Here is a 20,715-nt window from a genome sequence, read left to right as displayed (position 1 = left end):
GTAGCCCTGATCCCTGTGTTTATTATATTTCGAGAGGGAAAGCGGTTTCAATTTCACTTTTTTTACATCGCTTTTGAATTTTTTACTTATTGCGAATTTCGATACTCTTGAGGTGATAGACCCGTCATTTTTTTGAAAAAAGTCGTAAAATACGAAGCCGAGTCAAAACCCGCCTTACTCGCAATTTCATTTAATTTCAAGGAAGTATTCATCATCAGATCGATGGCAACGGTCATTTTTGTAGATTGAATGTACTCTAATAGATTATGCCCTGTGATCTGCTTATAATAGCGAGACAAATAGGATGGATTAAAATGCACCTCGTCCGCAATAGCCGTTAGAGACACATCCTTAGAAAGATTGTTATGAACATATTGATGAATTTGTTCGATAAGCAATTGTTTAAATTCTTCTTGCTTCATCTCTCCGCTCATATCGGATTCAGAAGCATTCGATTTTTCGTAATCAACAATAACCATTTTTTGGCCAAATGCCGCTCTTTTCTGAATCATTGCACGAACAGCTTCCACTTGGAGATGGAGCGTATCCCACTTTCCTAACAAATTTCCAGAAATGCCGAATGAAACTGAAGCCGAGAGAACCTCAACGCATTCATTCTGTACAAGCTCAAGAATTCCTTTCATATAGGATGCGATGCCTTGCTCCTTCGTATTCTCATCTGGCCCATTCCCTCGAAAACGTCCCAATAATTCCTCATCCGCTTGAAGAATCCATAGAAGTGAGCTGCCATTGTAGATAGCTTTCTCTCTAGCTATGGAAGCCGGCAAATGATTGTCAAAAATCCGCTGCACCGATTCCAGCACCTTTAAATTTTCAACCTCAAGCCGATCCACTTGTCCTACCAGGAAGAAAGCGGGGCGCTCAGCAGCAATGCCAAATTCCACTTCTGCATAAATGGACTCAGTCAATAAAGAAGGAAGCGGCTCTCCGTCAAGCATAGCTTCCATCATTTCTTTTTTGAGATAAGGCTCGGCGATTTGAATATGTCTTTGCGCCTTCTCCTGCTGCAGCTTAACGCTTTTCTCTTCTTCCAGCTTACCTATTACCTCTTTTACCGCTTGGAAAATAGGCTCAATGCCTTCTGTTTTCAAAATATAGTTTTCTACGTTTTTCTTTAACGCTTCGTATACGTAATCAAATTCGCTATACCCTGTAAGAAAAATGACTCGGCATGCGGGCCAATAGTATACCATCTCATCCACCAATTGCAGGCCATTCTTCTGAGGCATACGAATATCGCTGATCAAAATATCCAGTTTCGTCTTTTTTGCTATTTCAAGCGCTTCACCAGAGGAATAGGCTTTGCATATATCCAGCTCAAAGTCTTTGTTTCCCTGAAAAAGCTGCACTAGGCCATTCACAATGACAGGCTCGTCATCTACTATTAACAATCGGTACATTATTGTGCCCCCTTATTCTCAAGATGTATGATAAGCTCCACTTTTAATCCGCCGTATTGGCTTCGGGAGACAAATAAGCCGCTGTCCGCTCCATAAATTAATTTTAGGCGATTGCTGACGTTAATTAATCCCGTTTTCTCAATCTGCTTCGTTTTGACTGCAAGCTGCTCCTGCAACTGCTCAATTTTATCATCTGTTAATAAACTGCCGTTGTCCTCTACGGTGATGCGTACGATATCATCCTGATAGCTGGCTCCAATATAGACAACTCCGTTCATCGTACCATCTTCAAAGGCATGATCAAATACATTCTCTACGATCGGCTGAATGATAAGTCTTGGAACGTAAACGGTATGCAATTGATCTGAAATCTCCGTGTATTCATACGAAATGCGGTTGGAAAAGCGAATACATTGAATCTCACAATAATCGAGCGCATGCTGAAATTCCTTATTAAGCAGCACTTCATCAGAACCGCTTCTTGTAATGTATTGATAATAGCTTCCCAGCTTTTGGGAGAGCTCCGCCGCACTATCCGAGTCGCCTACCTTACACATCATATAAATGTTAAAAAAGCTGTTGTATAAAAAATGAGGGTTAATTTGAGATTGCAGCTGCTTTAATTCCGAGTGCTGCAGCGCTATCTTTTGTTCATAGTTTTCCTTTATGGAAACTTTCAAGCGATGTGCCATCCGATTAAAGCTTTGAAATAAATAATGAAATTCATCCTTTGTCTTGGATTCGATCACTAAGTTCAGATTATCTGTTTCTATCATACGAAACGCCTTGCCTAGATTGGACAATGGGCGATGGATCATGACGTTAACGGAGAATGAATAAAGCAAAAGAATGATAATGGTAATGCTGAACAGCAAATAATACAGCGTATAAAACTGGCTTAATGATCTAGTGATCTCGTTCTGATTCACATACATAATTAATGACAGATTTAAAGAGCTTACAAAATTATGGATAACAAAATAACGGATGCCGTTTACCTTCTCCATTTTGGACATATTGTCATCTTGCTCATTAGGTAATTTAACCAGCTGTTGCTGTACAATAATAGCTTGCGCATCTTGCGTCGTCGCAAATACACTCCCCAGACCCTCGCTCCCAAGCAAAACCTCTGACTCCTGATAGAGGGTAGTAATGGTATGCAGCTCTTCGAGCAGCTTCACTTTAGAAATTTCGATATACGACCAAATGCCATCATTATTTGCCGTCTCAATAAAGAAGATCCGATCACCATCCAGGTAAAAAGAGGGCTTAATCGAAACGCCTATAAGCTTAGAAATAAGCTCGTATTCATCATTTGGCGTATTGGTAACCCCATTTGAAATCGAGATGGTTTTACCCTCTGAAGCAATATAAACGCCTGCATTAAGTACGTATTCACTCGAATTCATAAGAAAGCTCAATCGATCCTTCACTTGCTCAATGAGTCTAACCTCATCATATTTCCCAAGGCTTCCTCCCCTGAAGCTAAGCTTTTGCAAATCTTCACCGTTAATAAAGCCTAATTGCTGATTGCGAATAAAATACATTTCCTTGTCCAGCTGCTTCGCATAAAAGGATGCTCCCGCTTCGGCGGAATCCAGCATTGTATTTTTCGAAAACGACATGCCCTTGTAATTGACCCAAATATTCATCGAAATGAGGGGAACAAGAAACACGATAAATACGATGACAATTTTCTGATAGACGAACCACTTCGCTTTGCCGGCAGCCTGCAATTTCATAGGATATCCCCTTCTTCACCATCTAGGAAAACTTCTCGATGCTAATTAATATAACCAGAATAACAGAGACTCGGATCAGATTGTTCAACTTCTTAACGGAGGGCTTTTGCCGTTAACATTCATAAAGGAATCATACCAAGATTTTATTTAGACGCAATAGATAGTTCAACCATGCCAGTCACCTTTGAATTTAAATCCTAGAGTTCACGCCAATTTTGGCGTACAACAAATAAAAACCCGACCTCTTATGGTCGGGTTTTTCTATGGTAGAGGCGCGGGCTGCTGGTTCTCCTTATTCTAAATTAACACTCTAATTAACAAAAAAAGGTTAGCACATCAATTGATATGCTAACCTTTCTCTATAGCGCTTCAAGATCACACGACTCAGTAACTTTTCCATAATTTACATTTAATAAGCCCAATTCCCTTGACGAAAGACAGGCTCGATTGTGCCGTCAGGCAGTTCTCCATCAATATCGAGATCGGCGCAACCAATCATGAAGTCAACATGTGTAAGACTTACGTTAGCGCCTCGCTCCAGTAGTTCCTCTTTGGAGAGCTTCGTTCCACCTTCCAGGTTGACAGGATAAGCACTTCCCAGTGCAAAATGACAGGAAGCATTCTCGTCAATGCCTGTATTATAAAATACTCTATTCAAGTTCGATATTGGCGAATCATGTGGCACTAATGCCATCTCTCCGAGATAGGATGCACCTTCATCCGTTTCGAGCAATGAAGTTAAATGTTCAAGTCCCGATTCGGCATCATAAGCAACCACTTTGCCGTCCTTAAACGTAAACGTGATTCCTTCAACTAACCTACCGTTCAAATTGAGTGGCAATGTGCTTTTTACCGTGCCGTTCACACCGGTACGATGAGGCATGGTGTACACTTCTTCAGTTGGCATATTCGCAACAAAATAAACACCTTTCTCATTTTCCCCGCCGCCGCCACGCCAAATATGTCCTTCAGGCAGTTGTACTCGCAGGTCCGTTCCCGGCGCGCGATAATGCAGACTCTTATAGCGTTTCGCATTAAGAAGATCCTGGCTTGTTTTCAAATGATTAATATGCTCACGCCAAGCGGCAATAGGATCATCTGTATTTACTCGCACCATGTGGAAAATTGCTTCCCACATCGCATCCACGCGCTGCTCCTCCGGAAGATCGGCATACACTTTATCCGCCCATGCGCGAGTTGGCGCCTTGATCAGCGACCAGCTAATTTTGCTGTTGCGCGTATACTTTGAATATTCTTCTCGCGCGACAGCCGCGGACTTGACCGCAGCCGATACTTTTGCAGAATCGATGCCGCGAAACAGCTCTGGATTAGGCACTTTAATATGCAGTATAGCTCCGCCTTCTTCAGCAAAATGCACCATACTGTCAGCAAGCCACTGTGGATAATAATCGAAGGAATCATCTGATGCCTTCTCATACCGAACGCGAGTAATGGCATCGTCATCCCACTCTACAATGACGTATTTGGCTCCTGCCTCATAAGCTTTTGCTACAATTAATCGCGTTAGTTCAGCCGTTTCAATCGGGGCATGTACAATAAGCACTTGCCCCACTTGGACGTTCACACCAACCTTAACGACTAATTCAGCATATTTGTTCAACATTAACTCAAACTTCTCCATTCATCAGTACCCCCTTGTTACTCGACTTTTTCCAATCCAATTTCTTTTTCCATTATAAAATCATCCATTACAAAACCATTTCCTATATCAGCCACCTGAGTACGAACTGATTTAAACCCTTTTTTCTCATACACAGCAATCGTTGTATCATTGTAACGATTTACCGTGAGCCATATCATACCTAACCCTCGATCTTTACATATCTCTTCCAAGAACGCCATAGCCTGACTTGCATAACCTTTTCCGCGATGCTCTTTGCGTATATAAAACTTGCTTAAAAACAACTTGTCTTCTTCTTGTTTTATCCCCAAGTAGCCGATATTATGGCCATGTATATTCATGAAAAAATATTCATAACCTTGATTTTCAATTTGATTCGTAATCGCATGATCCGATTGGAATTTATCCACCATATAATCAATTTGTTCTTTTGTTATAATGCTTACAAAATATTCATTCCAAATTTCCGATGCCAATTGCGCTAAAGCCGAGACTTCTTCCACTGTCTCTACTTTTGGAAAATCGAGCTCCATAACGTTTACAAACCACCTTTTCAAATGCAAGTCATAATTAATAAATTATCACATTCATCTGAATTTTTCTATTAACCGAATATTTATGTGAAGCCCTACATGAATCAATGTCAATAAAACGAGGGGGATTCGATGGACTATTGCGTCTTAGATCTACTTAGCATTTTTTCTTTTTTTAATATTGTCTGTTCATATCTTGCAATTTTATCATCCATGCGTTCTAATCCTTTTTTCATCTCTTCCATTTTTTTGGCTAGCAGTTTATGCTGCTCGATTAAAAGCTCTTTCCTAGCCCCGATGGTTTCATCACCCTGTTGATACAACGCAACATATTCAATCAAAATCTCAATAGGAAGACCTACACCACGCATGCATTTGATATATTCAACCCATCTGCAGTCTTCCTCCGTATAATCCCTGATTCCGCTTTTATTGCGATTCACCCGTGGAATAAGCCCGACCCGTTCATAATAGCGGAGCGTGTCCGGTGATAAATCAAATTTCGCACTTGCCTCAGCTATCAACATGCAGATTTCACTCCCTAATTTAAGATCAAGAACGCCCGAAAAAATCAATCGGGCGTTCTTGTTGTTCCTTATATTAAACACTCATTACATCGTAATAGGCCCAACGACTGGATGTGGAACATACGGCTCTTCCAGCGATGCAATTTCTTCTGGTGATAGCTTAATGGAAACTGCAGCTGCTGCATCTTCGAGATGCGACATTTTTGTAGCGCCAATAATTGGTGCGGTTACTGGTTCTTTATGTAGTACCCAGGCTAACGCGATCTGAGCACGGGGAACGCCATGTTTTTCGGCAATGGCTGCAACCCGCTCTACAATTAATCGGTCAGTATTTGCAGTCGCATCGTATTTAGATTTTTGAACTTGATCGGTTTCGAAACGATGCGTTGTTTCTGACCAATCACGTGTCAATCTTCCTGATGCGAGCGGGCTGTAAGGAATGACGCCAATTTTTTCTTCCTTACAAAGCGGCAGCATTTCTCTCTCTTCTTCACGGTAGATGAGGTTTAAATGATTTTGCATCGATACAAACCGAGTCCATCCATTTTTTTCAGCTACATGCAATGCCTTTAGGAACTGCCATGCGTACATGGCTGAAGCGCCAATGTATCTTGCCTTTCCAGCCTTCACAACATCATGTAATGCTTCCATCGTTTCTTCAATGGGTGTATGGTAATCCCAGCGATGAATTTGATAAAGGTCTACATAATCCGTTCCGAGTCGCTTAAGGCTCTTATCTATTTCACTCATGATTGCCTTTCGAGAAAGACCAGCACCGTTTGGGCCTTGTTGCATCCGAAAATGAACCTTTGTCGCCAGAACAATTTCATCTCGATTGGCATAATCCTTTAACGCTTGACCCACAATTTCTTCGCTTGTTCCATCTGAATATACGTTCGCAGTATCAAAAAAGTTGATGCCTAAATCCAATGCTTTTTTTATGATTGGACGGCTGCTCGCTTCATCAAGTACCCAAGGATGCACCCACCGCTCCGCTACACCAAAGCTCATACAGCCAAGACAAAGCCGAGACACATCCAAGCCTGTATTACCGAGTTTCACATATTCCATTTAATCGTTCCTCACTTTCAAATAGATATTGTTTCCTTCAGTTGTAGTGTACTCCTTGGAGTTAACTCCAAGTCAAGCGATTGTGCACAATAATGCCCATATGACAGGCTACATCAGTAGATACTGCAGTTTCGGGAGCCTATAAAGCTTAAATTCACTGTGTTTGGCAACCGTAATGAATAATAAAATCGTATCTGATGTTTAGTGTGAACGCAAATTTATATTGGCATATTTAAAGCTAGTGTCAGGAATATATTCAAAATGAATATATGGGTTTCTATCTATTTATCCTGAATATTAGGAACAACCTTACTATGCTCAATAGGTGAGGAGAGGACGATTAAAGTTGTCGAGTCTCCAAACTTTCCCATTTCATTAATAACATTTTCCATGGAATGCAATGATTCGCTAATCACCTTAACCAAAAAATTGTACTGACCACTTATACGATGCATCTCAAGTACATCAAGCGAATTTTTGCAATGATCAACAAAACTTTCGCAGCTCTTCGTATGAAATAATAAGTAGGCAACAATCGATTTGTTCAATTTTTCAAGAGAAACAACAGCACGGTAATGATCAATAATGCCTTTTTCCTCCAACCTCCGCACTCTTTCTGTTACTGCTGGCTGCGACAATGCAACGGCTTTTCCTAACTCCGTCATTGAAATTCTTGCCTGATCTTGAAGAATCATAATAATGTTTTTATCCAGTTCATCGACCAAACTAGTCACTCCTTTAATTTCAATGTCAAATAACATTAATAAAATAATTTTAAAGGATATCATGATACAACACCTTTAATTTATTATGTAAAATAGAACGATTCCATTATAACATTAATGCATAATCAACTGTTAAGCACTGAGGAGGCATAAAGATGGAATCTAATAAATTGCTTGAACAAGTTACGATTGAAAATTGGACGCTTCAATCACGTGTAGTCATGGCGCCTATGACTCGTTCCTTTGCCGACAATAAGTCAGGTGTGGTTGGTCCAGATGTCGTAGAATATTACCGTAAACGGGCTGCTGATGGTATTGGTCTGATCATTACGGAGGGGATAAATCCAAGCACAAGAGCCAAAGGAACCTATGGTATATCAGGGCTATACACCAACGAGCAGATCCAAGCATGGAAAAAGGTGACTGATGCTGTTCATTTGGAAGGTGGAACGATCGTGGCGCAGCTTTGGCATGTTGGCAGGCTGACCCATCATGAATTAACGGGAGGCCTTCCTCCTCAAGCGCCATCTAGCATTGCAGCAAATGGACTCGTGCATCGGTTACGCAAACCTTATGAGATGCCTGAGGCGATGTCTCAGGATGAAATTTCCGAAGTGATTGAACAGCATGCTGCTGCTGCGAGAAATGCGATAATTGCCGGTTTTGACGGGGTTGAAATCCATGCAGCCCATGGGTATTTAGTCGATCAGTTTAATTCAGAGGTTACAAACACTCGGACGGACACCTATGGCGGGGACTTATCACAGCGTTTAACATTCATGAAAGAGCTGCTAACTTCCGTAGTGACAGAAATAGGGGCGCTAAGGACTATCGTTCGTTTTTCAGAAATAAAAGATGATATTCCGAATTATAGTTGGGATAATCCCGAACAAACAATGGCTGCTTATATACAAATTTTCAAGGCATTAGGCCTTAAGATTCTTCACCCCTCAACCAACCAGTTTACTAAGATATTCACCAAAGGAATGACATTTCATCAAGCTGTGCGCGAACATTGGAATGGTACAATAATCGGAGTAGGAAATTTAGATTATGAATCTGCTGCATCTGCTATAAAAGCCGGAACCATTGATCTAGCGGCTTTCGGGCGCCCGCTCCTTGCCAATCCTGATTTTGTTCAACGTCTGAAGGCCGGAACCAGCTTAACACCGTATGATGCTGCACTTCATCTAAAATATTTGCTTTAATACGTTACTAAGAAATCACGATAGCTTAAAAAATACAGACTAGAATATGCGTTTGCGATAAACAGCAATCCCCCCATCCTTAATCACCATAAAAAACAGAAGCCGCCAGCTCATGTCTGACGGCTTTCTTCACTGAAGCAAGTAACAACTTAAACTCGCATAAATCATTCAGCTGATTAAATTCATAATAAATACCTAATGCCTCTTTGAAGGGAATCCGTATTCTTTAGCACGCCACGCGACTAGTAGTGCAAGAACGATAAGAATAAGCAATGACAGCGGGAAAGAACCGACACCTACAGTTTCTATAAGAATAGCGCCCAACACGCCACCAACGCCGATGGCTAGGTTCCATGCCGTCACCAGCATAGACTGGGCCACATCTGCGCTTTCGCCAGCAGCTTCAGCCATGGTTGTCTGCAGCAATGTCGCCGCGCCTCCGAACGTCAGCCCCCATACAGCAACCACTAGGTAGATCACGATCGGTTGGTTATTACTAAAGGTTAATACGATGGATGCGATGGCGAAAGCAAGCAGGCTAATCAAAACGAGTGGCCGCAGTTTCCGGTCGATCAAAACACCGATGATCCAAATTCCAACAAGCGCTGTTATGCCGAAAATAAGCAGTACCAAGTCTACACGATGAGAGAGTCCAGCATGAGCAAGATACGGTGCAATATAGGTATACAAGATGTTATGTGCCAGCACCCAAGCAAGAACAACAAACAGTACCGGACGTACACCTGACATACCAAATACCTTATATAACGAAAGTCTTTTACCTGGCGATTCTCCTGGATAGTCCGGTAATTTCCAAACCACCCAGACGACTAATATCAGAGCCATAAGTGACATAATCCCGAAGACAAAGCGCCAGCCTACGAGCGAACCAAGCCAAGTTCCTGCGGGGACACCAAGCGCCAGCGCTAGAGGTGTACCCACCATGGCCACTGCCATAGCTCTTCCCTTGAGTGATTCCGGCACCATACGGCGGGCATAACCTGCTAACATGCCCCATAAGACACCCGCAGAAACGCCCGCGAAAAACCGAGCGATCAGCGTCAGTGTATAGTTGGAAGAAAAAGTGGTAACTGTGTTAAAGACGAGAAAACCAAGAATGCACATGAGCAGCAACGGCCTTCTCCGCCAGCCGCGCGTCATGGTCGTTAGGGGAATCGCAGCCAGCAGTGAACCAAGGGCGTACAAGGTGACAAGTTGACCAGCAAAAGCTTCCGATACTCCAAGTCCATGACCTATTTGCAGCAGCAAGCCTGCTGGAATCGTTTCAGTTAGGATACAAATAAACCCCGTCATCGCAAGGGCGAGTAATCCAGCCCACGGGAGACGTTCTGAAGGAACTGCGCTGGAAGCACTCTGTGTAACAGAAGCTGGGTTTAAATTCATTATAAAAGTACCTCTCTTTTATTTATGTTCGATCTCTATTTATTAAGCCCGTCATAAACAGCATCGCAAAGGTCAACGGTAAACTGACCTGACATACCTTCGAGTGAAGTATTGGTGAACGCCACCACACTTAGACGCTGATCAGGATCAACGAACCACGAATGACCATAGGTGCCACCCATGCGCCATGTACCAGTTGATTCAGAAGTGTTTGCTAACACTGGATCCTTAAGCACCGTAATGCCTAGGCCAAAGCCTCTCCCCGGCCAGAAATCCATTGGCAGATCACCAATCTGGTTTGTGGACATCTCATGAACAAGAGACTGTGGCAGCAGAGGAGCTCCGCCATTCCGTAATGTTTCCAGCAGCACCAAAAAATCGTCTGCACTTCCAATCATGCCAGCACCCCCAGAAGGATAAGCCGTATCATCAAGTGCCCGGCGCGGGGAAAGACGGAAGCCCGCTGTTCCTTCTAAGAAGGGAATGCTATCGTGCTCAAGCAAAGGCCGTGGTTCTGGAACTTCATTAGTATAAGCAGTAGTAAGACGTTCTGGGTCGATTGCAATAAAGCTAGTATCACTCATACCAATTGGCTTTGTCACAAGTGAATGCACTGCTTCGCTTAACGGTGTTCCTGTAACCTTCTCAATTACTGCGCCCAGCACATCTGTCGCGATCGAATATTTCCACTTGGTGCCTGGCGTATAAAGGAGCGGTACAGAAGCTAAACGAATCAGGTTCTCTTCCAAACTGATGCCAGGCTGATCCATACCATCCGATACGCCAGCTTGATGATAAGAACCATTTTCTTCTTGAAAGAACCGATAGGTCAGCCCAGCAGTGTGCGTCATCAAATGACGAACCGTTAATAGGGCAAGCTCACCATTTTGGAGACGTGGCTGAAAGTTTGGCAGCCAGTGATCAACACGGTCATCCAACTTGAGTAGGCCTTGCCCAACTAATGCTAAGGCAGCCGTTGTAACGATAGGTTTGGTAACAGAGGCTAGCCGGAATAAGGCATCTTCACGCATGAGCCGATTCATTTCACGATCGGCATAACCCGCAGCGCGGCTATAAACTACTTCCCCGTCTATCGCCACTTTAATGACAGCACCGACCAACCGCTTATCAGCAAGCGTTCGATCGATGACCTCATCGATCCTACCTGCTAATCGTTCTGTACTAAACTTGTTTGTATGCAACATACTTAGATGTTCATCCTTTCGAAATAGTTAAAGCCTTATACACTTTACTATTGTAAGTATATTATATAAAATAAGTTATCAAGCTTACATAAGGGAACGAAGTTAGATTCGCCTTTTTACGGTTAAAGCCAAGCTAGTTTATAACGGATACCTTAAATTTAAAGGAGTAGATTTGTATGGACCATGTAGATAAGCAAATACTTTATCATCTCCAAAGCCAAGCGAGAATTTCTATGACTGAACTTGGAAAAAGTGTCGGTTTATCGCAGCCCGCAGTAACAGAAAGAGTAAAGCGCATGGAGGAAAAAGGAATTATTAGTGAGTATCGCACCGTTATTTCTCCTGATAAAATTGGTAAGCATGCATCAGCCTACATGTTGTTTCATTCAAGAGATTGTCATGCATTCCTTGCGTTCTGCCGCTCTGCTCCTGAAGTCGTAGAATGTTACCGCATCAGCGGAGAACACAATTACTTATTGAAAGTAATAACCGACTCCACACAAGCTCTTGAAGAGTTCGGAAATCAATGTGACAAATACGGAACCTATACAATTCTAATTGTCATGTCATCGCCTATCGATCATAAATTTCTTATCCCCGCGCTTATAGATGCCAACTCCAATATGCTGAGTTAATCCGTCCCTTTCGAAATAGAAGATATGTCCTTAGCTTTTGCCCCATTGATAGCAGCAAAAAAAAATGCGTCCCTAAAATTCCATCGAATAAACCTGAGGTTTGTTTCAATGTCCATTTTTAGGGATGCACTTTAAATTAGTTCCAATATCCTCTCTTTTTTATAATCGAGTTGAGAGGCTCTCCTCCTAGAGAATAGCTTTCTAGCTGTAGTCATTTACAAAGTATTTCCGTATAAAATAAGTCGGAGTACAGCTCCATGCATGACAGTAGCTGTTGATTAAATTGCTGCCGTACGGCGACAGCTTCTTATCGCTAGGATTATACAGCTCCCAGAAGGTATCCGCTCCATCCTTGATCATCTCGCCCCAATAGGCGCGCATTTCGGACATTGCCTTCTCTTTTCTTCCACTCAACAGCAGTGCCTCAATCAGATGATGATAAAGGTATGGCGTCGACATCGCAATTGCCGGAGGCCGATCGAATAAACGATCAAGCAGCATGCCATTTTGTTCCGCATCCATCACCTCTGCCAGCACCATCCAAATTTGTGAGGCCCAAGATATCTGACTACCAGGCCCGCTTGTGAAATACCCTTGATCTTGATCCCAAAGAAACGTCATAGCCGCGTCCGTCGCTTGCTGGATTGCCGACGAAATAAAAGCATGCGCTTCACCTTCACCCAGCTTCTCAGCTAGTGCAAGTCCTCTTTTAAGACAATAAATTAGAACGGCCTGCGCGCCTGCCTGCTTGTTCAGCTCATCATGCCAATCAAGAAAGCAGTACCATGTATCATCATCCGTTACGATTCCCCGTTCATCCAGTCGCTTCAACCCAATTCGAAGCTGCTCCACTGCAATCGGCCACAGCTCATTTAGCGTAATACGATCCTTGGTTGCTTCATAATAATCATATAAAGTGGCAACGAAAAAGAGCGAGTAATCATATAAATAGATGTCATCTACAAAAGGTGCAGGCTTCTCATATAAACAAGCACCTACCTGTCCGTCCTCAAGCAGCATTCCGCCAAAGAGATACAAACATCTTTTGACAAGGTCATTGCTGTTAAACGTTTCATAGTTTACTAGCGCTTGAAGTCGCAGATCGCCGATCCAAAGCCTTCGATCCCGCTTCGGACCGTCCTCAAAGACAGTATGCATACAGTCCTGAAGTGTCTTAATACCGATGCGATCCATCACCTTTAGCTCATTGGATATACCGTCCGGAAGCGGCTTGACCTGCGAGACATCACCTGAGGTTACGGTCTTGCAATAAATCTCAGAAAATGAAACGCTGTACCGCTGTGATGTGGCCAGTACGATTATTTTCAAATACCGGAAAGTATAGCGCCTTGGCAGCGTTACCATCCCTGGCAGCACGTCGATATTGATCGTCTCATCCTGCAGCCAAGACCGGCTGAGCCAGCCTTCATAATTGTCGAAGTCCTCTCCGATCTCACAAGGCATCTCACCGAATATGAGCTTTAACCGAAGCGGCGCATCCGCATTACTGTGTACATTGTTAATTGAGAGCGTAAGGTACCCAACCTGATGAACCCCAAAATCGAGCGTTACGCTGTCTCCTTTGGATAATACTCGATTGGCTAGCTCATCAATCGAATCGATACGCACTGTCCGCCAGCCCTGAAAGGCGTCTGTGTCTTTCACAATGTCAATCAGGCTTGTAGGAAAAACCTTTTCTTCATATAAATGTGGAATCAGCGTCTCCGCCAAGTCCACGAATGGTTGGTTCGTTTGTTTCGTTTTCATTGCCTTATCTCCACTTCTGCCTGAAGGCTAATAATCGTAAGGCCTGCGGTCAAAATAGATCGGGGGGAGTTTTTCTCTCCACTTGGTTTGCTACTCAGCCTTTGACTGCTCCAACCGTCATCCCGCCCACAAAGTATTTTTGCAAAAACAGAAAAGCAACTAGGAGCGGCAGCGCGCACAGGAAACAGGCAGCAAACAGCACATTCCACTGCGTAGGGTTTTGCTGATCACCGAGAAAGCCCAGCATAGCTAGGGGCAATGGGGATTCAGCCGCTCGGGAGATGAAGATCATATTAAAGAAGTAGTCATTCCATATCCATACACCCTGTGTAATAATGACCGACACCGTAACCGGGATAAGCAGAGGGAATACCACCAGCCAAAACCTGCGGAACAACCCCGCTCCATCGATATGAGCCGCTTCCTCCACCTCTTCCGGTACGCCGCTTCTAATGAAGCCTGTATACAAAAATGTGGAAAAAGGAAGACTGCATGTAATAAACATCAGTATCGGTGTATACTGTGAAGTCGGTATATGAAGCGAATTGATCATCTGCACGATCGGGATGAGCACCATCTGTGAGGGCACAACCAGTCCCGAGAGAAAAAACAAATATAAAAATTTGCTCCATTTGGTTTTAAGCCTCGCCATTGGGTAAGCCGCCATCGCTGCCAGCAGTACGACGAAGATAACAGAAATTCCTGTAAGTATAATGCTGTTCATAAGTGCTTGCGGAAAATGCATCCGTTCAAAGGCAGTACGATAGCTTGCAAAAGAAATTTCACTAAACAAGTTTAGCGGATTGGCATTATTTTTTGGATCACGAAGCGAAGTCGACAATGCAATAATGAGCGGGATCAAATTAACAGCCATCACAACGATGACGCCCAGTTGAACCAGTGTCTTTTTCGTCAAAGAACCGATAGTCATGCCGACACCTCCCGTTTGTTCATGCGGATAACAAATGCTGCAGTAAGCACAATAATCAGGGCAAAGGAAATAACGCCAAGCGCTGATGCCTTACCGAACAGCTGCTCCGTAAAAGCCATCTTGTAGATGGAATAAATCAACGTATTGGTAGAAGTGCCCGGACCACCGTTTGTCATAATAAACGGGAAGTCGAAGGCCTTCAATCCATTGATTAGACTAAGCGTTACATTAATCGTTATCGCAGTCGCAAGCAGCGGCAGCTTCACATGCTGCAACAGCCGCCAAGGGCCACAACCGTCCATTTTCCCTGCTTCGAGCAAATCATTAGGGACGGTTTGCAAGCCAGCAAGGAAAATAATCATTGTCGTTCCAATATTTTTCCATATCTCAACAAAAATGATGGCATATAGTGCTGAGGAGTAGCTGCCTAGGAAATTTAGATTGTCGTCATTTACGCCAAATTTATCCAGGAAGGTTGAGATCATACCGTAATCCGGCATGTATACGTAGCTCCAAATGAATCCGACAACGATTGCGCTGAATAACGTCGGAATGTAAGACAAGGAGCGATAAATCCCTTTCCCTCTAATTTTCATGTTTAAGAGAAGTGCAAGTGCAAGACCAATGATATTGCCGAGCACCACTGTAACTAGCGTATAAATCAACGTATTCTTGACGGAAATACCTAGTGTATCTCCTTTAAATAGTGCTTTGTAGTTATCTAGTCCGATGTAATTGTACGCTTGAGCGAAACCGTTGTAATCAGTGATACTATATTGAAACAATCTCAATATCGGAAATATCCAAAAAATTAAATAAAAAATGAGGGCCGGTATTGCAAAAAAGTACATTGTTTTTTTCATTACGGTCGAATTCATGTTGCTCCATCCTCTCCAGCTAACCTCATAACGGCAGGGAAGACAGTCGTCTTCCCTCCGCTACTACTTACCCATTCACTCTAAAGATTATTTATTTTTCCATAGCTCCTGGAACTTCTCATCCATCGCCTTCGCAACATCCTCCGGCGTCGTTTTTTGTCCGCCAATGATTTCTGCGAATTTGGCTTGCATCACATCAGAAACACCTGCAGGCCACATTTGGTTGCTAAAGTATACCGAATTGCCGTTTGTTTGATAGTTATCGTTGACGTCCTTGAACAACTCGTTTGTCAAAGGAACATCCTTGTATACACTGATGGAGCTGTTGGAAGCAACATAAGCTTTAAACAATTCCGATTCACCGTCGAACAGATAATTAAGAATTTCTTTAGCTGCATCAAGATTTTTGGACTTTGCATTTAACCCATAGCCAGCAGCGGTTGCCGCTGATACAAACGTTGGTTTGCCAGCGTCATTGCCTGGAAGAGAAGCAAATCCGCGATTAAACTCCGCCGCGCCCTTCGACGTCATAGAAGCGTAGTCCCATGTGCCTGTAAACGTCATAGCCGCTTTGCCATCGATGAACAACTGGGAAGCCTGCGCGCTGCCTACTCCAAGTGAATTTTTCACGACATAACCTTTGTCATACAGCTCTTTGTACATCGAAATAGTTTTCACCCATTTAGGGTCGTTCAGCGATTTTTCACCATTTTGCACTTTTACATCAAAATCCATTTCATCCGGGTAAACCACGTTTGCTGCAATCGGGTACATACCGAATTGAATGACCCAAGGGTCTTTATCGCCAAGCACGATTGGCGTAATGCCTGCATCCTTCAGCTTTTGGCAAGCTTCAAGGAAGGATGTCCAGTCTTTCGGGAATTCGGTCACACCCACTTGCTCCAGCATTTCCTTGTTGTAGTAAACGCCTAGGTAATCAAGACCTTCAGCGACGCCGTAAGGCTTGCCGTCATAGGACATATCCTCCTTAGCGCCAGCACCGATATTGTCCCAGAATTTTAAATCGGACAGATCAGCAGCAAAACCCGCTTTAGCGAAATCGATGACTCCGCCTGCTGCATTTTTAGGGAAGATCCAGAAAATATCCGGCCCTTGTCCCGCTGCAAGCTTTGTACGCACCGAAGTATTGTATTGATCATCGGGAAGCTTCTGTACTTCAAGCGTGATGTTCGGGAATTTCTCCTTCACGAGACGCGGCAGCGTCTCCAGCTCAAAATCTTCCCCTTCCGACGCTTTGTTGCCAGACATCATCATCGTCAACGTAATCGGCTCTGAAGAATCAGTTCCTGCATTTTTACCACCTGCGTCGTTGGTGCCTGCATTAGTTGCCGGCGTATTCGTCGCGTTCGAAGCACCATTGTTGGAGCTGCAAGCACTGAGCAGAACGAAGCAAAATACTAAAATAGCGAGCCCCATTGTTTTTACTGATTTCATTTTGCATTTCCCCCTGTTTTTATTGTTTGTGTTAATGACTTACTCTCTCCTGCCATTTCATGAGACGCTATTGCCTTAAGCACACTTTTATAATAATGTGAGAAACAGTATAAATGCTTTAGCTCATTTGGTGCACTATTTTTAGATTAGACAAACAAGGAGGATACGTGTATGCTCTTTTTTAATATTAAAACTAAGCTGTTTCTTGTTCTTGTTCTCGTATCCATCGTGCCTATTATTGTCGTTACTGTCAGTTCTTATCGCAGCTATACCCGGCTTGTCAATGAACAGACCTCCCTTGTCGCATCCACAACGATCAACAACTCGGTAAAAAGCATTGAGGAAATCTTGAAAAATATTGACCGGATCTCAATTACTGTGCAGCAGCAGTCATCCACTGCAACCGCTTACAGCACAGTCAGCGATGAGCTGAGAAAGCTGCAAAATACGAACAACCAATACGAGATTTTCATTACGAGAGCCAAGCTGAAGCTGATTTTCGAAAATATTTTACTGGGTTATAATTACATTAATGGAATTTACCTTTTCATGCCTGACGGAAAATTCATCAGCTACGGGAATGGAACAGACTTAATGGTCGATTACATTCCCTTCAACGACGAATGGTACAAGCAGACCGTTGCAAGCAAAGGAGAGCTTTACATCGGCGATGTTAGTGTAAAGCCCTATATCATTAATGCCAAATCTTCAATCGGTTTTTCAAGGTCGCTTTTTGATCCCAATTCCAATGAATTTTTAGGCGTTTTTATGCTGGATTGCAGCATGGACATTTTTGCAGGCTTAAACAGGAATCCAGCCCCAAGCATATCAAATATTTATTTAGCAAATGAGCAGGGGAAAATATTATATGACGGCACTAATCGTGACATTGGTCAATATTTGCCGGATGGACTGCTCCGCAAGTCTATGGCGATGACGGGCTCTAAGCAGCAATTCACAGATTCCAAAAGCTTAACAGTCATTCAAGCTGTACCGAGCAATAATTGGAAGGTCATTGCCAATATTTCGGTCGCCAAAGTGTATGAACAATACGGCATATCGCAAAAGCTGATCATTTATGTATCGGCCTCCTGCGCCATTATCTTTCTACTTCTTTCCTTCTTCCTCTCTAATTTAATTACAAAGCCGATCATTCAATTAACAAAGATGATGCGCAAAAACAAATCGCAGCGCTTCGTCATGATTGAAGCCGACAAAAAAAGAGTCGATGAAATTGGGATTCTGTATTATGAGTACGGCAAGATGATGAAGGATATTGATACCCATATTCGCGAGAGCTACCAAAATCGCATTTTGACCATGGATTCGCAAATGAAGGCGCTGGAAGCTCAAATCAACTCACATTTCTTGTACAACACGCTTGAATCAATCAATAGCATTGCAGAAATCGAAGAAGTCGAAAGCATCGTTGTTATGACCAAAGCTTTAGGTGATATGTTTAGGTACAGTATTAAAACCGATAGCGAGCTGGTTGCCGCTGCCGAGGAAATCCAGCACGTGGACAATTATATGGCAATTCAGCAAATCCGTTATAGCGAAAAAATTGCATTTACAAAAGAAATTGAAGAACAAGTACTGCAAACCAAGATGTTGAAGCTGATTCTGCAGCCACTCGTGGAAAACGCGATTTATCACGGCCTTGAGAACAAGCGTGGCAAAGGTCGAATCACGATCAAGGGTTATCAGCACAATGAACTCATAATCTTCGAAATTTGCGATGACGGTGCAGGCATGTCGCAAGAGCAGGTCACGGAGCTACGCAATCTGCTCGCCCAGCCGCCTGAGTTTTCGTCTATTGGGCAGCGTACCAAGCAAAGTATTGGTATAAAGAACGTCCATTCTCGGCTCACTCTTTATTACGGAATCGAAGATGGCGTTACCATTGAAAGCGAAAAAAACATAGGCACAACCATTCAAATCAAAATTCCTTCGAATTGGGAGAAGAGGTGAACGCCAGATGTATTCATTCATTATCGTAGATGATGAGCCCTTAATACGAAAGGGACTACTCAAAAAAATTCAATCCTTCGAGCATAAGCTCACATTCGCCGGAGAGGCCGACAATGGTGCCGATGGGCTGGAATTAATTCAGCACCTAGACCCGGATATTATCTTTACGGATATGCGCATGCCTGAAATGGATGGAAAATCATTAATGAAAATCGTGCATCAGCAATATCCCGACAAAAAAATGATCGTTATTAGCGGACATTCGGACTTTGAATATATGAAAGAAGCGATATCCGCTAAAGTTGTTAGTTATTTGCTGAAACCATTTAGCAGGGAAGAGATTCATCGCACGCTGGAGCAAGCGATCGATGCTATTGAGAAGGAGCGGAACGTCAAGCAGGAGGTAGTACTAAAAGCAGCTGAAAAGGAGCACATCAGTTATCATTCCGATATCCAATCGCTGCTGCATCTCCTAATTGGGATTCAGCAGAAAGATAAGCTGCCCATCTTCCAATCGGCGCGGCTAAAGGAAGTGTCTGCTGCTTCGGCACATATTTTACTGACGCTCTATGCGCCAGCTTCGATTCAACAGCCTATGATCGGGCTTCAGCAGGATTATATTTATATCCCGCATTCCCAAAGCGATAAGCTCGCATTCATCCTTCTATCGTTTACGGAGGAGCGATCAGTCACGACGATGCTTAAGCATGCCGAAAGAACGGCAGCGGAGCTTATCCACACCGTTAGTGTAAGGAAGGGCAGCGAAGGCTGCGTAGGCATAAGTACTGTTGTCCACCATTTAAGTATGCTGCGCCAAGCACACCATGAAACGATTGCCGCATTGGATCAGCGGTCGATTACCGATTTTGGGCGCTGCTATCTTTACAACAAACAAAGACTTTTACCGGATGTTATGCTGTGGGAACGGACTCATGAGCTGCTGTTCCTGATTGAATCAGGTCAAACCGCGAAGGTGAAAGAGCTGGTACTTGATTTTTTCGCCTTTTATATACGACAGCCTGCCGTCTCCCTTGCTCAGCTAAAGGAGCAAAGCAGAGATATGATTCAAGAGGTCAAAAAAATACTTTCGGCCTACCTCCAAACGCATGAAGACGGCTCGCCGTCCTCAAGCCTGGAGTCCGTGCTTAATATTTCTTTTGATCTGATTTCCATTCAGGAGTACCTGCTCACTGTCTTAATGAGTACCGCCGATTTATTGAAGGAAAACTCAGCTTACTCCTCCGAAAACATGATCGATAATATTAAAACGTATATACACAAAAATTACACCAAGGATTTAACACTGGAAAAAATATCATCTCTTTTTTATCTTAATCCAAGCTATTTAAGTTTCCTGTTCAAAGAAAAAACTGCGCAAAATTTTACCGACTATATTAACCAGCTGCGCATTGAGCAAGCCAAAACACTATTAAAAAGCACCGATGACAAAATATACAAGGTTGCGAAGCAGCTAGGTTATGATAATCCCAAATACTTTTTTCGGGTATTTAAAAAAATGACAGGCCACACGCCAGAAGAATTTCGCAAAAGCTAAAGCTACGTAAGAATAGCCTGCCCTCTCACGAGGTGCAGGCTATTC

17 protein-coding genes are annotated in these 20,715 nt (G+C 43.1%); 4 read left to right on the top strand and 13 right to left on the bottom strand.

The features are described from left to right. Nucleotides 1-86: 86 nt before the first annotated feature. The 7 genes from AC1DOV_RS12855 to AC1DOV_RS12825 form a co-directional block, all read right to left on the bottom strand. Nucleotides 87-1,421: a response regulator transcription factor gene (locus AC1DOV_RS12855; RefSeq protein ID WP_477550123.1), complete on the bottom strand. Its 1,335-nt coding sequence runs from the start codon at nt 1,419-1,421 to the stop codon at nt 87-89. Further along, complete coding sequence (locus AC1DOV_RS12850) at nt 1,421-3,163, bottom strand: sensor histidine kinase (RefSeq protein ID WP_477550122.1); 1,743 nt, start codon at nt 3,161-3,163, stop codon at nt 1,421-1,423. The genes AC1DOV_RS12855 and AC1DOV_RS12850 overlap by 1 nt, the downstream gene beginning before the upstream one ends. A gap of 409 nt (nt 3,164-3,572) precedes the next feature. After that, complete coding sequence (locus AC1DOV_RS12845) at nt 3,573-4,805, bottom strand: aminopeptidase (protein WP_477550121.1); 1,233 nt, start codon at nt 4,803-4,805, stop codon at nt 3,573-3,575. Nucleotides 4,806-4,822: 17 nt separating this feature from the next. Beyond that, nucleotides 4,823-5,338, bottom strand: a complete 516-nt coding sequence (locus tag AC1DOV_RS12840) for a GNAT family N-acetyltransferase (RefSeq protein WP_441880291.1) — start codon at nt 5,336-5,338, stop codon at nt 4,823-4,825. A 137-nt stretch (nt 5,339-5,475) separates the two neighbouring features. After that, the gene (locus AC1DOV_RS12835) at nt 5,476-5,865 is read right to left on the bottom strand and encodes a MerR family transcriptional regulator (RefSeq protein ID WP_339204343.1); all 390 of its coding nucleotides are present in this window, start codon (nt 5,863-5,865) and stop codon (nt 5,476-5,478) included. Nucleotides 5,866-5,949: 84 nt separating this feature from the next. After that, nucleotides 5,950-6,936: an aldo/keto reductase gene (locus AC1DOV_RS12830; RefSeq protein ID WP_441880289.1), complete on the bottom strand. Its 987-nt coding sequence runs from the start codon at nt 6,934-6,936 to the stop codon at nt 5,950-5,952. 281 nt (nt 6,937-7,217) lie between these two features. After that, a complete protein-coding gene (locus AC1DOV_RS12825; RefSeq protein WP_339209727.1) occupies nt 7,218-7,697 on the bottom strand; it encodes an Lrp/AsnC family transcriptional regulator in 480 nt (159 codons plus the stop codon). 119 nt (nt 7,698-7,816) lie between these two features. Between AC1DOV_RS12825 and AC1DOV_RS12820 the strand changes: the two genes are divergently transcribed. Beyond that, complete coding sequence (locus AC1DOV_RS12820) at nt 7,817-8,869, top strand: oxidoreductase (RefSeq protein WP_477550120.1); 1,053 nt, start codon at nt 7,817-7,819, stop codon at nt 8,867-8,869. A gap of 195 nt (nt 8,870-9,064) precedes the next feature. On the opposite strand, the gene AC1DOV_RS12815 is transcribed toward AC1DOV_RS12820, so the two are convergent. Both AC1DOV_RS12815 and AC1DOV_RS12810 read right to left on the bottom strand, forming a co-directional pair. Further along, nucleotides 9,065-10,273: an MFS transporter gene (locus AC1DOV_RS12815; RefSeq protein ID WP_477550119.1), complete on the bottom strand. Its 1,209-nt coding sequence runs from the start codon at nt 10,271-10,273 to the stop codon at nt 9,065-9,067. A 35-nt stretch (nt 10,274-10,308) separates the two neighbouring features. Next, nucleotides 10,309-11,478, bottom strand: a complete 1,170-nt coding sequence (locus AC1DOV_RS12810) for a serine hydrolase domain-containing protein (protein WP_477550118.1) — start codon at nt 11,476-11,478, stop codon at nt 10,309-10,311. A gap of 176 nt (nt 11,479-11,654) precedes the next feature. On the opposite strand from AC1DOV_RS12810, the gene AC1DOV_RS12805 reads away from it, so the two are divergent. Then, nucleotides 11,655-12,113: an Lrp/AsnC family transcriptional regulator gene (locus AC1DOV_RS12805; protein ID WP_477508962.1), complete on the top strand. Its 459-nt coding sequence runs from the start codon at nt 11,655-11,657 to the stop codon at nt 12,111-12,113. Between the two features lie 201 nt (nt 12,114-12,314). Here AC1DOV_RS12805 and AC1DOV_RS12800 read toward each other — a convergent pair whose 3' ends face one another. From AC1DOV_RS12800 to AC1DOV_RS12785, 4 genes are all read right to left on the bottom strand, one after another. Beyond that, nucleotides 12,315-13,880 (bottom strand): alpha-L-rhamnosidase-related protein, encoded by a 1,566-nt coding sequence (locus AC1DOV_RS12800; RefSeq protein ID WP_477508963.1) that lies wholly within the window; start codon nt 13,878-13,880, stop codon nt 12,315-12,317. Nucleotides 13,881-13,974: 94 nt separating this feature from the next. Then, on the bottom strand, nt 13,975-14,811 hold the full coding sequence (locus tag AC1DOV_RS12795; RefSeq protein WP_441880278.1) for a carbohydrate ABC transporter permease: 837 nt from the start codon (nt 14,809-14,811) through the stop codon (nt 13,975-13,977). After that, on the bottom strand, nt 14,808-15,689 hold the full coding sequence (locus AC1DOV_RS12790) for a carbohydrate ABC transporter permease (protein WP_441880276.1): 882 nt from the start codon (nt 15,687-15,689) through the stop codon (nt 14,808-14,810). Before AC1DOV_RS12790 ends, AC1DOV_RS12795 begins: the two co-directional genes overlap by 4 nt. Before the next feature lie 87 nt (nt 15,690-15,776). Further along, nucleotides 15,777-17,144 (bottom strand): ABC transporter substrate-binding protein, encoded by a 1,368-nt coding sequence (locus tag AC1DOV_RS12785; RefSeq protein WP_441880274.1) that lies wholly within the window; start codon nt 17,142-17,144, stop codon nt 15,777-15,779. 171 nt (nt 17,145-17,315) lie between these two features. Here AC1DOV_RS12785 and AC1DOV_RS12780 point away from each other — a divergent pair, with 171 nt between their 5' ends. Continuing rightward, entirely contained in the window at nt 17,316-19,115 is a 1,800-nt protein-coding gene (locus AC1DOV_RS12780) for a cache domain-containing sensor histidine kinase (protein WP_477550117.1), read from the top strand. Between the two features lie 7 nt (nt 19,116-19,122). Continuing rightward, nucleotides 19,123-20,670 carry a response regulator transcription factor gene (locus AC1DOV_RS12775; protein WP_441880270.1) on the top strand — a complete coding sequence of 516 codons (1,548 nt, stop codon included), beginning with the start codon at nt 19,123-19,125 and terminating at the stop codon, nt 20,668-20,670. Nucleotides 20,671-20,715: the final 45 nt, after the last annotated feature.

It is taken from the genome of Paenibacillus sp. 01T47, assembly GCF_056398245.1.
This window is presented reverse-complemented; position numbering and strand designations above follow the sequence as displayed.

Bases quoted from the DNA above. Each gene is read 5' to 3' on its own strand.
- AC1DOV_RS12855 (WP_477550123.1), bottom strand. From the start codon at position 1,421: ATGTACCGATTGTTAATAGTAGATGACGAGCCTGTCATTGTGAATGGC.
- AC1DOV_RS12850 (WP_477550122.1), bottom strand. From the start codon at position 3,163: ATGAAATTGCAGGCTGCCGGCAAAGCGAAGTGGTTCGTCTATCAGAAA.
- AC1DOV_RS12845 (WP_477550121.1), bottom strand. From the start codon at position 4,805: ATGGAGAAGTTTGAGTTAATGTTGAACAAATATGCTGAATTAGTCGTT.
- AC1DOV_RS12840 (WP_441880291.1), bottom strand. From the start codon at position 5,338: ATGGAGCTCGATTTTCCAAAAGTAGAGACAGTGGAAGAAGTCTCGGCT.
- AC1DOV_RS12835 (WP_339204343.1), bottom strand. From the start codon at position 5,865: ATGTTGATAGCTGAGGCAAGTGCGAAATTTGATTTATCACCGGACACG.
- AC1DOV_RS12830 (WP_441880289.1), bottom strand. From the start codon at position 6,936: ATGGAATATGTGAAACTCGGTAATACAGGCTTGGATGTGTCTCGGCTT.
- AC1DOV_RS12825 (WP_339209727.1), bottom strand. From the start codon at position 7,697: ATGTTATTTGACATTGAAATTAAAGGAGTGACTAGTTTGGTCGATGAA.
- AC1DOV_RS12820 (WP_477550120.1), top strand. From the start codon at position 7,817: ATGGAATCTAATAAATTGCTTGAACAAGTTACGATTGAAAATTGGACG.
- AC1DOV_RS12815 (WP_477550119.1), bottom strand. From the start codon at position 10,273: ATGAATTTAAACCCAGCTTCTGTTACACAGAGTGCTTCCAGCGCAGTT.
- AC1DOV_RS12810 (WP_477550118.1), bottom strand. From the start codon at position 11,478: ATGTTGCATACAAACAAGTTTAGTACAGAACGATTAGCAGGTAGGATC.
- AC1DOV_RS12805 (WP_477508962.1), top strand. From the start codon at position 11,655: ATGGACCATGTAGATAAGCAAATACTTTATCATCTCCAAAGCCAAGCG.
- AC1DOV_RS12800 (WP_477508963.1), bottom strand. From the start codon at position 13,880: ATGAAAACGAAACAAACGAACCAACCATTCGTGGACTTGGCGGAGACG.
- AC1DOV_RS12795 (WP_441880278.1), bottom strand. From the start codon at position 14,811: ATGACTATCGGTTCTTTGACGAAAAAGACACTGGTTCAACTGGGCGTC.
- AC1DOV_RS12790 (WP_441880276.1), bottom strand. From the start codon at position 15,689: ATGAATTCGACCGTAATGAAAAAAACAATGTACTTTTTTGCAATACCG.
- AC1DOV_RS12785 (WP_441880274.1), bottom strand. From the start codon at position 17,144: ATGAAATCAGTAAAAACAATGGGGCTCGCTATTTTAGTATTTTGCTTC.
- AC1DOV_RS12780 (WP_477550117.1), top strand. From the start codon at position 17,316: ATGCTCTTTTTTAATATTAAAACTAAGCTGTTTCTTGTTCTTGTTCTC.
- AC1DOV_RS12775 (WP_441880270.1), top strand. From the start codon at position 19,123: ATGTATTCATTCATTATCGTAGATGATGAGCCCTTAATACGAAAGGGA.